The 15121-nt window shown below is 68.3% G+C and carries 11 protein-coding genes; 8 read left to right on the top strand and 3 right to left on the bottom strand.

Annotated features, from left to right (window positions below; translation table 11 throughout):
- Nucleotides 1–228 precede the first annotated feature (228 nt).
- The 3 genes from HWX08_RS05370 to HWX08_RS05360 form a co-directional block, all read right to left on the bottom strand.
- Nucleotides 229–1416: a porin gene (locus HWX08_RS05370; RefSeq protein ID WP_174921695.1), complete on the bottom strand. Its 1188-nt coding sequence runs from the start codon at nt 1414–1416 to the stop codon at nt 229–231.
- A 112-nt stretch (nt 1417–1528) separates the two neighbouring features.
- Entirely contained in the window at nt 1529–3949 is a 2421-nt protein-coding gene (locus tag HWX08_RS05365; protein WP_174921696.1) for a glycoside hydrolase family 31 protein, read from the bottom strand.
- A gap of 27 nt (nt 3950–3976) precedes the next feature.
- A complete protein-coding gene (locus HWX08_RS05360; protein WP_069259714.1) occupies nt 3977–5248 on the bottom strand; it encodes an MFS transporter in 1272 nt (423 codons plus the stop codon).
- Between the two features lie 474 nt (nt 5249–5722).
- Between HWX08_RS05360 and HWX08_RS05355 the strand changes: the two genes are divergently transcribed.
- From HWX08_RS05355 to HWX08_RS05320, 8 genes are all read left to right on the top strand, one after another.
- Nucleotides 5723–6667, top strand: coding sequence for a MurR/RpiR family transcriptional regulator (locus HWX08_RS05355; protein WP_107312767.1), 945 nt, complete (start codon nt 5723–5725; stop codon nt 6665–6667).
- Nucleotides 6664–7665: an isoaspartyl peptidase/L-asparaginase family protein gene (locus HWX08_RS05350; protein WP_069259716.1), complete on the top strand. Its 1002-nt coding sequence runs from the start codon at nt 6664–6666 to the stop codon at nt 7663–7665. The genes HWX08_RS05355 and HWX08_RS05350 overlap by 4 nt, the downstream gene beginning before the upstream one ends.
- Nucleotides 7666–7691: 26 nt before the next feature.
- A complete protein-coding gene (locus HWX08_RS05345) occupies nt 7692–9599 on the top strand; it encodes a dipeptide ABC transporter ATP-binding protein (protein ID WP_174921697.1) in 1908 nt (635 codons plus the stop codon).
- A 95-nt stretch (nt 9600–9694) separates the two neighbouring features.
- On the top strand, nt 9695–11257 hold the full coding sequence (gsiB, locus tag HWX08_RS05340; protein WP_174921698.1) for a glutathione ABC transporter substrate-binding protein GsiB: 1563 nt from the start codon (nt 9695–9697) through the stop codon (nt 11255–11257).
- A gap of 79 nt (nt 11258–11336) precedes the next feature.
- Entirely contained in the window at nt 11337–12257 is a 921-nt protein-coding gene (gene gsiC, locus HWX08_RS05335) for a glutathione ABC transporter permease GsiC (RefSeq protein WP_069259719.1), read from the top strand.
- A 7-nt stretch (nt 12258–12264) separates the two neighbouring features.
- Nucleotides 12265–13158 carry a glutathione ABC transporter permease GsiD gene (gene gsiD / locus HWX08_RS05330; RefSeq protein WP_069259720.1) on the top strand — a complete coding sequence of 298 codons (894 nt, stop codon included), beginning with the start codon at nt 12265–12267 and terminating at the stop codon, nt 13156–13158.
- Nucleotides 13158–14240, top strand: coding sequence for a DmpA family aminopeptidase (locus HWX08_RS05325; RefSeq protein ID WP_069259721.1), 1083 nt, complete (start codon nt 13158–13160; stop codon nt 14238–14240). The genes gsiD and HWX08_RS05325 overlap by 1 nt, the downstream gene beginning before the upstream one ends.
- On the top strand, nt 14237–15064 hold the full coding sequence (locus HWX08_RS05320) for a M55 family metallopeptidase (protein WP_174921699.1): 828 nt from the start codon (nt 14237–14239) through the stop codon (nt 15062–15064). The genes HWX08_RS05325 and HWX08_RS05320 overlap by 4 nt, the downstream gene beginning before the upstream one ends.
- The last annotated feature ends 57 nt before the right edge of the window (nt 15065–15121 follow it).

Here is a 15121-nt window from a genome sequence, read left to right as displayed (position 1 = left end):
GGAACTGCAAGAAGGGGGCATGCAGAAGGAGAAACCTGACGAATTGTAAGGCATTGGGGAGGTCGGGAAAACCCGCGCGGCGGGTTGACGGCGAGCGGCGTATGCCGCGCGACGGACGCGGTTCGGATACCCGGACGACCCGCGCGACGTGCGCGCAGTGCACGAATCGCGTGTCGTCCGGCGGGGGGCCGCGCGCGGAAGGCGCTGCCGCGATGGTTCAGAAGGTGTTCAGAACGTGACGGCGATGCCGGCCATGCCGACGAACTGGCCGTGCGTCGTCGACGGCGTGAGCTGCTGCGAATCGCCGACGATCGGTGCCGCGTCGACGATGTGGCCGGCGCTTTGCGCGCCGAGCGTGCGGCCACTCGAATGCGTGTACGCCTGCAGCGCATAGAGCGTCGTGCGCTTCGACAGGCTGTACGACTCCTTCAGCGAATACTGCTGGTAGCGGGCCGCGCTGTCGACGCCGTTCGCCCTCGACGCGAGCGTGTACGCGAACGCGCCGGCCACCGAGAACGCCGGCGTGAAGCGGTAGGCGGCGAGTGCGCCGTAGGTATTGAACACGGCCGTGTCCGTGAACGCGGAGCCGTTGCCGGGCAGGTACTTCACGTTCGAATAGTTGATGCCCATCGTCAGGTTGCCGAGCGTGTAGTTGCCGGCCGCCGCGACCTGCTCGACGGCTTTCGCGCTCAGGTAGCCCTGGTTCAGCACGGATACCGCGAAGCTGCCCGACGCGGCGGTCGCCGGATTCTGGAAGCCGGCCGACGAGCCCGAGCTGTTGATGCGCAGGTAGCCGGCCGCGACGCCGACCGGCCCGTTCGCGTAACGCAGCGCGGCGCTGAACGTGTTGCCCTTGCCGGTAGCGCCGGCAATGCCGCCGAATGCGTACATCGCGCTGGCCGTCATCCCGCCGACGGTCGGCGACGTATAGGTTACCGAATTGTTCACGCGGATCGTCGTGTCGAGGCCGTCGATGTCGCCCGGATGCGCGCCGGTCGCGCCGGTCAGCCAGCTGCTCGACGCATACGGGCCGACGAACAGGAAGTAGGGCGTGTACTGGCGGCCGGCCGTCATCGTGCCGTAGCGATCGTTGCGCAGGCCGACGAACGCCTGGCGATTAAAGATCGTGCCGGCGGCGGCCTGCGCGCCGTTGTTCAGGTTGAAGCCGGCCTGCAGGTCGAAGATCGCATGCGTGCCGCCGCCGAGATCCTCGTCGCCGCGCAGCCCGAACTTCGACGCATACAGGTTGCCGTCGCGCAGGTAGAGGTTCGAGTGGCCCTGCTGGTTGTTCACGTACGCGAGCGAATCGTCGACGACGCCGTACAGCGTCACGCTGCTCTGCGCGTGAGCGGCGGTCGTGCCGAGCGACGCGGCCGATAAAATCAGGATTGCATAACGGTTGACGGGTGCTTTCATCGTCGAATCTCCAGATCTCTTCATCTTTTCAAGGTGGACGGGAGGCTCGGTCGCCTCCTCTGTGACCGGCGGCGGGCCGCATGGACGGCCCGCGTTGCCCGGGTTACGCGGTTCAGTTGTCGAATGCGACGACGAGGCGGCGCCACGCGCCATCCTGCGCATCCTGTTCGACGCGCGCGCCGCGTACGGCGACCGGGCCTTGCAGCGACGCGGGCAGCAGCACCTCGACGCGATCGGCCGGGCGCGCCGGGCGGCCGTCCCAGCGCACCGATACGCCGAGCGCGCCCGACGCCTCGCGGCCGGTCTCGATGCGCCACAGCCCGTATTCGCCGTCGCGCCATGCTTCCGTCTCGCCGTCGTCCTCGACGCATTCGCCGTACGCGACGCCGTCCTCGATGCGCGGCGCGACGACGAAGCCGCGCGTGTCGGCGCGTGCGCCGAAATGCTGTTGCGCGACGTTCAGCGGCAGCACGCGGCCCTCGCGCAGCAACATCACCGGCGTGTCGAGCGGCGCGGGCAGCGTCACGCTCGCGCCGCCGTCGAACGACCGCGCGCTCGCGCAGCACATCCAGCGCGCGCCCGACGGCAGGTAGACGGTGCGCTCGATCAGGCCGGGATCGACGACCGGTGCGACGAGCAGCGCGTCGCCGAGCATCATGTCGTCGCATTCGTCGTAGCAGCGCGCATCGCCGGGGAAATCGGCGAACGTCGGCCGCAGCACCGGCTCGTAGCGCGTCGTCGACAGCCACAGCAGGTGATAGAGGTAGGGCAGCAGCCGATAGCGCTGCTTGATCAGCGACGCGATCTGCGCGGTGATCTCCGGATACATCCACGGTTCGTTGACGGTGCCGTCGTCGTTCCACGAATGGATGCTGAAGCGCGGCATGAAGATGCCGAACTGCACCCAGCGCAGCAGCAGTTCGGGCGACGGCGCGGGCCCGGAGAAGCCGCCGATGTCGTGGCCGATGTTCGACACGCCCGACAGCGCCAGCCCGAGGCCCATCTTCAGGTTGTAGCGCAAGGTTTCCCACGACGTGTAGTTGTCGCCGGACCAGGTCTGCACGTAGCGCTGCATGCCGGCGCCGCCGGAGCGCGACACGAGGAACGGCCGCCGCGCCGGCGCATGCGCGCGCTGCGCTTCGCGGGACGCGCGCATCATCAGCATCGTCTGCAGCACCTTGGCTTCGCGCGCCGGGAACGGCCGGCCGAAGCCGTGCGCGATCGCGTCAGGCGACCAGATCTCGTACTCGTTGTTGTCGTTCCAGGTCGACTCGATCCCGTATTCCAGCAGCGCCGACGTGACCTGCTCGCACCACCAGCGGTACGCGTCGGGCTGCGTGAAGTCGAGATACGCGCCGACTTCGTCCCAGAACTGCACCCATGCGGGCTCGCCGGACGCCGAGCGGATCAGCAGCCCGCGCGTTGCCGCGTCGTCGAACGCAGGATGGTCGCGCAGCAGGCACGGCTTGATGTTCGCGCACAGGCGGATGCCGTGGTCCCGGTAATGCTTCACGAAGCCCTTCGCGTCGGGAAATTTCTCGCGGTTCCAGTTGAACACGTAGCGTTTCGCGCCGATCGACGTATAGCCCGACGACAGGTGGAACGAATCGCACAGGACGTCGTGCGTATCGCACTGGTCGACGAACCGGTTCATCTGCTGCTGCGCGTCCGGCGCATCCGTGTAGCTCATCGTCGAGCCCGAATAGCCGAGCCCCCATTTCGGCGTGCGCGCGGGGCGCCCGGTGAGCCACGTGAAGCGCCGCGCGGCGGCGAGCGGCGTATCGGGCGACGCGATGAAGTAGTAGTCGAGATCGCCGTGTTCGGCGACGAAATAGCGGTACGGGCCGTGATAGTTGTCGAGTTCGCGGCCCATGTCGAACGCGCAGTCCGACAGCGTGTCGTAGAAGAGGCCGAAGCCCTGGCATGCATCGGGCGACCACGTGATGTAGAACGGGATGTGCTTGTACAGCGGATCGGTGTGCTTCGCGCTGTAGCCCATCGCGTCGATGTTGCGCATCTCGAAGCGCGCGCCGGTGCGGTCGAGGTCGCCCGCGCGTTCACCGAGGCCGAATACCTTGTCGCCGTGCTCGCGCGCAACGTAGTGATACGCGCGATCGTCCCACCACCCGAAGTTGTACGCCTGCGTCGCGCGGTCGGCGAGTGCGACGCGCCACACGCCGTCCGCGCCGCGCATCGACCACGTGCAGCGGCCGCCTTGCCGGCGCACCGCGAGCCGGATCTGCGCGGTCTCGATGCACACGCCGTCGTCGTCTTCGTCGAGCGTGTAGGCGGGCAGCGCGAATCCGTCGAGGTCGAGGCGGTCGCGCCCGTCGAGCGGCACGTCGTCGAGGCCGGGCGCGATCGACCACGTGCGCGGGTTGCGCGCCGTCGCGTCGGGCAGCACGCGCACGCGCACGATGTCGTCCTCGAGCACGAAGATCTCGATGGTTGCGCCCGCATCGGACGCGAGCAGCACGCGGTTCGCGTGCTGACCGGCGACGCGGAACCCGGGCGGATGAAGAAGCGAAGTCATGAATGCGATTCCTGGTGAGAACGAAGGTCAGGCGTGCCGTGCGAGCAGGCGTTCCTGCTTCGACTGCCCGCGGATCAGCACCGCGAGCAGCGTGACGCCGATGAGGTCGAACAGGCCGAGGCACGCGAACAGCGGGGTATAGCCGATCTTGTCGGCGAGCGCGCCGACCAGCAGCGAGAAACCGAGCCCGCCGATCCACGCGGCCATCCCCGCGAAGCCGCTCGCGGTGCCGACTTCCTCGGGATCGAACACGTCGGCCGACAGCGTGTTGACGAGCGCGGAGATCATCTGGTGCGCGAAGCCGCCGACGCAGAACAGCGCGATGGCCGTGTACGGCGACGATACGAGCCCGATCATCGCGGGCCCGAGCATCAGCACCGCGCCGAGCGCGACGCCGGCCACGCGCGACCACACGAGCGGCAGCTTGAAGCGCGTCGCGAGATACGGTGACAGGTAGCCGCCCGCGATGCCGCCGAGATCGGCCGCGAGAAACGGCATCCACGCGAAGATCGCGATCTGCTTGAGTTCCATGTGGCGTTCGGTCGCGAGATACAGCGGAATCCAGAAGCTGAAGGTCTGCCACGCGGGCTCGGCGAAGAAGCGCGGCAGCGCGATCGCCCAGAAGCGCCGCGCGGTGACGACGTCGCGAATGCGGCGCTTCGACACGGGCGGCATCGTCGCCTGGCCGTCGCGGATCAGCGCGCGTTCCTGCGACGTGATGCGCGGATGGTCGGCGGGCGAGCGGTACTGCGTGTACCAGAGCGCGGCCCACACGAAGCCGAGCGCGCCGGTGACCATGAACGCGGCCTGCCAGCCGAACCGCATCGAGATGAACACGACGAGCGGCGGCGCGATCGCCGCGCCGAGCGACGTACCCGCGTTGAAGTAGCCGACCGCGACGGATTTCTCGCGATCGGGAAACCATTCGGCGACGGCCTTCATTCCCGACGGAATCGCGGCGGCTTCGAACAGGCCGAGGAAGCCGCGCAGGATGCCGAGCGACAGCCAGCCCGACGCGAAACCGTGCGCGACGCCGACCACCGACCACAGCATCGCGAACAGCGCGAACCCGAGCCGCAGCCCGATCAGGTCGACGACGAAGCCGCACACGGGCTGCATGATCGTATAACCGATCTGGAACGCGCCGACGATGTACGAATACTGCTGCGTCGAGATCGAAAAGACCTGCTTCAGCTCGGGGGCGAGCACCGCGAGGGAATTCCGTGCGAGGTAGTTGAGGATCGTGCCGAGACATACGAGCACGATGATCCACCAGCGCAACGCCTTGACTGTCTTCACTGCTGTCTCCTGTCGGGCAGGGCCGGCGCGCGGCGCCGGCCCGATCCATGACGACCCACCATTCGGAGGGCCTGTTTTTCGCCTGATTCGTACGATGTCCGATCTTGAATGCCGCCAATTTCCCCGTTTCACGTCGGAGGAGTGGGGTTCAAGCGAACATCCTGTCGTCATTGAAGGGTGATGTTATCTGACGACTGATCATTTTCGAACATCCTATGTTCGAATTCGAATCCGGTCAACGCCAAATTGCATTCGAACGAACTTGCTCGGGGTTTTCCCGATGGGCGAAGGGCGGCGGCGTGCGTTGCGCCGCATGGCGATCACGCGCCGAAGGCCCGTGCGGCGGGGCTGGGCGAGCGATCGGACGACCGACACGTGCGGGAAGAGGGTGTGACAACCGCAATGAAAATTTATTTCTTTTCATTATCGAGATTGTGTAAATTAATTTTCATCATCCTTGCAACTCCCCTTCGCATGACGCCACTCGTTCCGCCCGACGCCAGCCACGACGAACCCGCGATCGCCGAGCGGATCGCGTCGGCCATGCCGTTGATGACGCCGATTCACCGGCGCATGGGCGAGTTCGTGCTCGCGAACCCGTTCCGTGCGGCGACGATGCGCATCGACGAACTCGCGCAGGCCGTGAATGCGTCGATCGCGACCGCGAACCGCTTCGCGAAGGCGCTCGGCTTCGACGGCTATCCGGCGATGCGCGCGGCGCTCGTGCGCGGCTTCGAGGCAACGCTCGGCCCCGTCGAGCGGCTGCGTTCCGCGCAGGAGCAGGAGTCGGGCGTGCGCGGTGCCGCGTGGATCGACGCGGTGTTCGACCAGGCCGTCGCGAATATCGGGAACACGCGTGCGCAACTGGACGCGACCGATGTCGAGGCCGCGGTCGAGGCGATCGTCGGCGCGCGACGCGTGCTGATCCTCGGCGCGGGCTCGAGCGCGTTTCTCGCCGGGCTGATGGAGCACGGGCTGTCCGTCTGTCACGACAACGTGCAGTCGCTCGCGCTGCTCGGCGGCCCGTCGCATGCGGCGCGGCGGCTGTACACGGCCGATTCGCGCGATCTCGTGATCGCGCTCGCGTTTCCGCGCTACGTGAAGGACACGATCGAACTGGCCCGCCGCGCGGCCGCTCGCGGTGCGCGCGTGCTCGGTATTTCCGACGGCCCGCAGTCGCCGCTTGCGCCGATCGCGTCGCTGAACCTGTACGTCAGGGCCGAACGGCGTTTCGCGGCCACGTCGGAGGCGGCCGTGCTCGCGATGATCGAGGCGCTGATCGACGCGGTCGCGCTGCGCACGCACCGGTCCGCGAAATCCGCGGCCGAGATGACCGAATTCCTGCTGCCGTGGCTCACGCAGCCGCAAGCGACGCCGCCCGTCGCCAACCCTTCTTCTCACCGTCCGAAAAAACCATGACTTCATCCGCGATCGTTGCGATTCACGGCGGCGCAGGCACGATCCTGCGCGATGCGATGGATTCCGATACCGAACGGCAATACCGCGCCGAACTGACCGCGATCCTGACGGCCGCGCAGCAGGTGCTGGCCGATGGCGGCAGTGCGCTCGACGCGGTCACCGTCGCGGTGCGGATGCTCGAGGACTGTCCGCTGTTCAACGCCGGGCGCGGCGCTGTTTATACGGCCGAAGGCAAGCACGAACTCGACGCGGCGGTCATGGACGGCGCGACGCTCGGCGCCGGCGCGATCTGCTGCGCGACGCGCGTGCGCAACCCGGTGCTCGCCGCGCGGCGCGTGATGGAAGCGAGCGAACACGTGCTGTTCGCCGGGGCGGGCGCCGATGCGTTCGCGGCCGCGCAGGGGCTCGAACTCGCGGAGCCCGGCTACTTCGCGACCGAAGCGCGTCACGCGCAGTGGGTCAAGGCGCGCACGGCGGCCGGCGCGATGCTCGACCACGACGCGGCCACGTTCACGTTCGGCGCTTCGCCATCGCAGCAGCAGCCGGCCGAGCCGCTCGATCCGGACCGCAAGCACGGCACGGTCGGCGCGGTCGCGTGCGACCTGAACGGCCACATCGCGGCGGCGACGTCGACGGGCGGCATCACGAACAAGCAGCCGGGGCGTGTCGGCGATTCGCCGATCATCGGCGCGGGTTGCTATGCGGACGACGCAACCTGCGCGGTGTCGGCCACCGGCACCGGCGAGATGTTCATCCGGCTCGCGACCGCGCACGACGTGGCCGCGCAGATCGCGTACCGCGGCGCCTCGCTCGCCGACGCCGCGCACGACGTCGTGATGAACAAGCTGCCGCGCGTCGCGGGCCGCGGCGGGATCATCGCGGTCGATGCGCACGGCAACGTCGCGATGCCGTTCAATACCGAAGGAATGTACCGCGGCTACGCGCGCGTCGGTGAAGCGCCGGTGGTCGGCATCTATCGCGACGACGACACGGCCTGATCCGGACCGCACGAGGAGGACCCACGATGACTTCGAGCCGTAACCCGTCCGGCCTGGTGCTGCCCGAGCAGCGCGTGGTGGCTGTCGACGACCTGTCGGTCACGTTCCGCCGCGAAGGCGCGACGTTCGACGCGGTGCGCAACGTGTCGTTTCACGTCGATCGCGGCGAGACGCTCGCGATCGTCGGCGAATCGGGCTCGGGCAAATCGGTGACGTCGCTTGCGCTGATGCGGCTCGTCGAGCACGGCGGCGGCGCGATCACGAGCGGGCGGATCGCGTTGCGCCGGCGCGGCGGCGCGATCGTCGATCTGGCGCAGGCCGGCGGCGCGGCGATGCGCGGCATTCGCGGCGCGGACATCGCGATGATCTTCCAGGAGCCGATGACGTCGCTGAACCCGGTGTTCACGGTCGGCGACCAGATCAGCGAGGCGATCGCGCTGCACCAGTCGAAAAGCCCGTCGAAAGCGCGCGCGGAGACGCTGCGGCTGCTCGACCTCGTGCGTATTCCGGAGGCGCGCCGCGTGTTCGCGCGCTATCCGCACCAGTTGTCGGGCGGGATGCGGCAGCGCGTGATGATCGCGATGGCGCTGTCGTGCCGGCCCGCGCTGCTGATCGCCGACGAGCCGACGACCGCGCTCGACGTGACGATCCAGGCGCAGATCCTGCAACTGGTGCGCGGGCTGCAGGACGAAATGAACATGGGCGTGATCTTCATCACGCACGACATGGGCGTGGTGGCCGAAGTGGCCGACCGTGTGCTCGTGATGTATCGCGGCGAGAAGGTCGAGGAGGGCGAGTCGGAGCGCATCTTCGCGGCGCCCGCGCATCGCTACACGCGTGCGCTGCTCGCGGCCGTGCCGAAACTCGGCTCGATGCAGGGTACCGACGCGCCCGAGAAATTCCCGCTGCTGAAGGTGGAGGGCGCGAGCGCGGCGGCACCGGCGGCGTCGCCCGCACCCGCGGCGAACGACGGCGCGCAGCCGCCCGTCGACCGGGCCGCACCGCCGATCCTGCGCGTGCGCGATCTGGTGACGCGCTTCCCGGTGAAGAGCGGCGTGTTCGGCCGCGTGTCGCAATACGTGCATGCGGTCGAGCGCGTGAGCTTCGAGCTGCGCGCGGGCGAGACGCTCGCGCTGGTCGGCGAATCGGGCTGCGGCAAGTCGACCACCGGCCGTTCGCTGCTGCGCCTCGTCGAATCGCAGAGCGGCTCGATCGAGTTCGACGGCCGCGACATCAGCGCGCTGAAAGGCCCGGACCTGCAGGCGCTGCGCCGGAACATCCAGTTCATCTTCCAGGACCCGTTCGCGTCGCTGAACCCGCGCCTGACGGTCGGCTTCTCGATCATGGAGCCGCTGCTCGTGCACGGTGTCGCGAGCGGCCGCGACGCGCAGGCGCGCGTCGACTGGCTGCTCGACAAGGTTGGCCTGCCGCCGGAGGCCGCGCGCCGCTATCCGCACGAGTTCTCGGGCGGCCAGCGCCAGCGGATCGCGATCGCGCGCGCGCTCGCGCTGAACCCGAAGGTCGTGATCGCCGACGAATCGGTGTCGGCGCTCGACGTGTCGGTGCAGGCGCAGATCGTCAACCTGATGCTCGACCTGCAGCGCGAGCTCGGCGTCGCGTACCTGTTCATCTCGCACGACATGGCGGTGGTCGAGCGCATCAGCCATCGCGTCGCGGTGATGTATCTCGGCCAGATCGTCGAGATCGGCCCGCGCCGCGCGGTGTTCGAGGCGCCGCAGCATCCGTACACGAAGAGGCTGATGAGCGCGGTGCCGGTGGCCGACCCCGCGCGCCGGCATGCGCCGCGCCAGCTCGCGGCGGATGAAATCCCGAGCCCGATCCGCGCGGTCGGCGACGAGCCGGTCGTCGCGCCGCTCGTCGCGGTCGGCCCCGATCATTACGTCGCGACGCACCGCGTCGGCGGCGCGTATTGAAGTCATGCATCGCCGCGGCGATGCGCGAGCTTGCAGGAAGTCGAAACCGAAACGCCCGTGAGGCGTCACCGATTCACCGTTAGGAGCCCAGCAAAATGACCAAGCAGCATTCGTTCCCGATGTTTCGTCCGCGCGCGTGTTTCGTCGCGCTTGCCGGCGCGTTCGCGCTGTCGGCCGCGGTGCCCGCGTTCGCGCAGCAGACCGCGGTGATGGCGGTGGATTCGACGTTCACGACGATGGACCCGTACGACGCGAACGACACGGTGTCGCAGGCCGTCGTCAAGTCGTTCTACCAGGGGCTGTTCGGCTTCGACAAGGACATGAAGCTCGTCAACGTGCTGGCGACCGGCTACGAAGCGAGCCCGGATGCGAAGACTTACACGATCAAGCTGCGCCAGGGCGTGAAGTTCCACGACGGCACCGATTTCAACGCGGCGGCCGTGAAGGCGAACTTCGACCGCGTGACCGATCCCGCGAACCACCTGAAACGCTACAACATGTTCCGCGTGATCGAGAAGACCGAAGTGGTCGATCCGTACACGGTGAAGCTCACGCTGCGCGAGCCGTTCTCGGCGCTGATCAATACGCTCGCGCACCCGTCGGCCGTGATGATCTCGCCGGCCGCGCTGAAGAAGTGGGGCCGAGACATCGCGCTGCATCCGGTCGGCACCGGGCCGTTCGAGTTCGTCGAATGGAAGCAGACCGACGACCTGAAGGTGAAGAAGTTCGCCGGCTACTGGAAGAAGGGCTATCCGAAGATCGACGCGATCGACTGGAAGCCGGTGGTCGACAACAACACGCGCGCGGCGCTGATCAAGACGGGCGAAGCCGATTTCGCGTTCCGCATCCCGTTCGAGCAGGCGGCCGACCTGAAGGGCAATCCGAAGGTGGACATCGTCGAGCGGCCGTCGATCGTGCAGCGCTACGTGTCGCTGAACATGCAGCAAAAGCCGTTCGACAACCCGAAGGTGCGTCAGGCGCTGAACTACGCGGTGAACAAGGAAGCGCTCGCGAAGGTCGCATTCGCCGGCTTCGCGACGCCGTCCACCGGCGTGGTGCCGCAGGGCGTCGACTACGCGACGAAGCTGGGCCCGTGGCCGTACGACCCGGCGAAGGCCCGCGCGCTGCTGAAGGAAGCCGGCTATCCGAACGGCTTCGAGACGACGCTGTGGTCGGCCTACAACAACTCGACGTCGCAGAAGGCGATCCAGTTCGTGCAGCAGCAGCTTGCGCAGGTCGGCGTGAAGGTGCAGGTGCAGGCGCTGGAAGCCGGCGAGCGCGTCGCGAAGGTCGAGAGCGCGCCGGACCCGGCGAAGGCGCCGGTGCGGATGTACTACATCGGCTGGTCGTCGTCGACGGGTGAAGCGAACTGGGCGATCACGCCGCTGCTCGCCGGCGCGTCGGCGCCGCCGAAGCTCGTCAACACCGCGTACTACAAGAACGACACGGTCGACGGCGACCTGACGAAGGCGCTCGAGACGGTCGATCGCGCGAAGAAGGCCGACCTCTACGCCGATGCGCAGAAGCAGATCTGGACCGATGCGCCGTGGATCTTCCTCGTGCAGGAGAAGATCGTGTATGCACGCAGCAAGCGGCTGCAGGGCGCGTACGTGATGCCGGACGGCTCGTTCAACTTCGACGAAATCTCGCTGAAGTGACAGTGGTGATGACGGCGGCTCGTCCGCCACGCGGTGCCGGCGGCGCACGCCGCCGGCACGCTGATTCGATCGGTGCCCCATGCTGAATTTTCTCGTCAAACGCCTGTTCGGCCTGCTGCCCACGCTCGCGATCGTCGCGGTGCTGGTGTTTCTGTTCGTCCACCTGCTGCCGGGCGATCCGGCGCGGCTCGCGGCCGGGCCCGAAGCCGACGATGCGACCGTCGCGCTGGTGCGTGCCGATCTCGGCCTCGACCGGCCGCTGCCCGCGCAGTTCGCGAACTTCTTCGTGAAGATCGCGCACGGCGATTTCGGCCTGTCGACGCGCAGCAAGCGGCCGGTCTCTACCGAGATCGGCGAGCGCTTCATGCCGACGCTGATGCTGACGCTCGTCAGCATGGCGTGGGCGACGGCGTTCGGGATGGCGATCGGGATCGCATCGGCGGTGTGGCGCAACCGCTGGCCGGACCGCCTCGGCATGACGCTCGCGGTGTCGGGCATCTCGTTTCCCGCGTTCGCGCTCGGCATGCTGCTGATGGAAATCTTCTCGGTGAAGCTCGGCTGGCTGCCGGTCGTGCCGGACGGCTCGTGGAAGAGCTACGTGCTGCCGTCGCTGACGCTCGGCGCCGCGGTCGCGGCCGTGATGGCGCGCTTCACGCGCGCGTCGTTCGTCGAGGTGCTGAACGAGGACTTCGTGCGCACCGCGCGCGCGAAGGGCGTGCACGAGCCGATGGTGGTGCTCAAGCACTGCCTGCGCAACGCGATGATCCCGGTCGTCACGATGATGGGGCTGCAGTTCGGCTTTCTGCTCGGCGGCTCGATCGTCGTCGAGGTCGTGTTCAACTGGCCGGGGCTCGGCCGCCTGCTCGTCGATGCGGTGACGATGCGCGATTACCCGGTGATCCAGGCGATCGTGCTGCTGTTTTCGCTCGAGTTCATCCTGATCAACCTGACCGTCGACGTGCTGTACGCGGTCATCAATCCGACCATCCGGTTCAAGTGAGGCGCGCATGAACGCGACAGTCCAGACCGCGGCGCCGGCCGCATCCGCCGCGATCCGCACGCCGTGGCGCGAATTCTGGCGCAAGTTCCGCAAGCAGACGGTTGCGCTCGTCGCGGGCGGCTTCGTGCTCGCGCTCGTCGTGCTGGCGTTCGTCGGCCCGCACGTCGTGCCGTTCGATCCCGAGAACTATTTCGACTACGACGCGCTGAACGCGGGGCCGTCGGCCGTGCACTGGTTCGGCGTCGATTCGCTCGGCCGCGACATCTTCAGCCGGATCGTCGCGGGTACGCGCATCTCGCTCGCGGCCGGCTTCTTCTCGGTCGCGCTCGGCGCGGTGATCGGCACGTTCTTCGGGCTGCTCGCCGGCTACTACGAAGGCTGGTGGGACCGCATCACGATGCGCGTGGCCGACGTGCTGTTCGCGTTCCCCGGCATCCTGCTCGCGATCGGCGTGGTCGCGATCCTCGGCAACGGGATGATCAACGTGATCTGCGCGGTCGCGATCTTCAGCATCCCGGCGTTCGCCCGGCTCGTGCGCGGCAACACGCTGATGCTCAAGCACATGACCTACGTCGAGGCCGCGCGCAGCATCGGCGCGTCGGACTGGACGATCATCATGCGGCACATCCTGCCGGGCACCGTGTCGTCGGTCGTCGTCTACTTCACGATGCGGATCGGCACGTCGATCATCACGGCCGCGAGCCTGTCGTTCCTCGGGCTCGGCGCGCAGCCGCCGACGCCGGAGTGGGGCGCGATGCTCAACGAAGCGCGCGCGGACATGGTGACGGCGCCGCACATCGCGATTTTCCCGAGCCTCGCGATCTTCCTGACCGTGCTCGCGTTCAACCTGCTCGGCGACGGGCTGCGCGACGCGCTCGATCCGAAGCTGGAGCGCCGCTGATGGGCATCGCACCGATGTGGACGGCGACGCTGCCGGCTGGCCCGCGCGGCACGATCGCCGACGTGCCGGGCGTGACGGTCGGCCATTGCACGCTCGATGCGGGCAACGTGCAGACCGGCGTGACCGTCGTCAAGCCGCATCCGGGCGACGTGTACCGCAGCAAGGTGCCGGCGGGGGCGGCCGTGATCAACGGCTTCGGCAAGAGCGTCGGGCTCGTGCAGGTCGACGAACTCGGCACGCTCGATACGCCGATCGCGCTGACCAACACGTTCGGTGTCGGCGCGGTCGCGCACGCGCAGATCCGCGCGGCGATCGCCGCGAATCCGCGGATCGGCCGCGACTGGCCGACCGTCAACCCGCTCGTGTTCGAGTGCAACGACGGGTGCCTGAACGACATCCAGGCGTTCGCGGTCACCGCCGCGCACTACGACGACGCGTGCCGCGCGGCATCGCGTGACGTCGCGCGCGGCGCGGTGGGCGCAGGGCGCGGGATGTCGTGCTTCGACCTGAAGGGCGGGATCGGTTCGGCATCGCGTGTCGCGGTCGCGGCAGGCAGGCCGTATACGGTCGGCGCGCTCGTGCTCGCGAATTTCGGCCGGCTGCCGATGCTGACGCTCGGCGGCGTAGCGCTCGGGCGCATCGTCGCGCAACGGCGGGCGGCCGACGCCGCGCATGCGGCGCCGCCCGAGCAGGGGTCGATCATCCTGCTGCTGGCCACCGACGCGCCGCTCGATGCGCGGCAACTGTCACGCGTCGCACGCCGCGCGGGGGCGGGCCTGGCCCGCACCGGCTCGGTCTACGGGCACGGCAGCGGCGACATCGCGCTCGCATTTTCCACCGCATACACGATCGCGCACGACGCGTCGACCATTGCGCTGCCGGCCCTCGTCGCCGATGCGGCGCTCGATCCGCTGTTCCTGGCGGCGGCCGAAAGCGTCGAGCACGCGATTGCCGACGCGTTGCTGCAGGCCGTGACGGTGGCCGGGCGCGATGGCCACGTGCGGCAATCGCTGCGCGATGCGGTGCCCGATCTCGATCGCTTGTTCAACGAAGGCCACGAAGGACGTCTTACCCAGTCATGAAGATCCTGATTTCGACCGATATCGAAGGCGTCGCCGGCGTGTTCGCGACCGAGCAGACGCGCGCCGGCAATCCGGAATACGAGCGCGCGCGCCGCTGGATGACCGCCGAGGCGAACGCGGCGATCGAAGGCGCGTTCATGGGCGGCGCGCAGGCCGTGTGGGTCAACGATTCGCACGGCGGTTTCCGCAACCTGCTGCCCGACGGGCTCGATGCGCGTGCGCGCGTCGTGCTCGGCAAGCCGCGCACGCTCGGGCTGATGGCGGGCCTCGAACAGCAGCCCGATCTCGTGTTCATGATCGGCTATCACGCGAAGTCGCAGACGCACGGCGTGCTCGCGCACACGATCAACAGCTTTGCGTTCACGCAGGTGTGGCTGAACGGCGTCGAGCTCGGCGAAGCCGGGCTGTACGGCGCGCTGGCGCGCGAATACGGCGCGCACGTCGCGCTCGCCACCGGCGACGACGTGTTTGCCGACGAAACGCGGTCGCTCTTTCCCGATGCGCATTTCGAGGTCGTCAAGACGGCCGGCGGCGCATCGAGCGGCGAGACGCTCACGCCCGCCGCATCGTGTGCGCGGATCGCAACGGCGGCGCGCGAAGCGGTGGCGCAGGCGCTGTCGGCCGGCGTGCGTGCTGGCGCGCATCGACCCGCGCCGGCCGCTTGCACGCTGCGCGTGCAGACGGCCGCACTGGCCGACCTGTTCTGCATGCTGCCGTCGCTCGAGCGCGTCGATGCGGTGACGCTGCGCTTCGACGGGCCGTCGGTCGAGCATGTGGTGCGCACGCTGAACAGCCTGTCGGCGATGTCTTTCATGTTGCGGTGACTGCGCGTGCGCCATGCTGCTTGCGTGTCGCGTGTCGCGTGTCGCGTGTCGCGCGTC

This window comes from Burkholderia metallica (assembly GCF_902832845.1).
GTDB lineage: Bacteria > Pseudomonadota > Gammaproteobacteria > Burkholderiales > Burkholderiaceae > Burkholderia > Burkholderia metallica.
The sequence above is the reverse complement of the archived record's forward strand: the minus strand, read 5'-3'. Positions and strand labels throughout refer to the sequence as shown.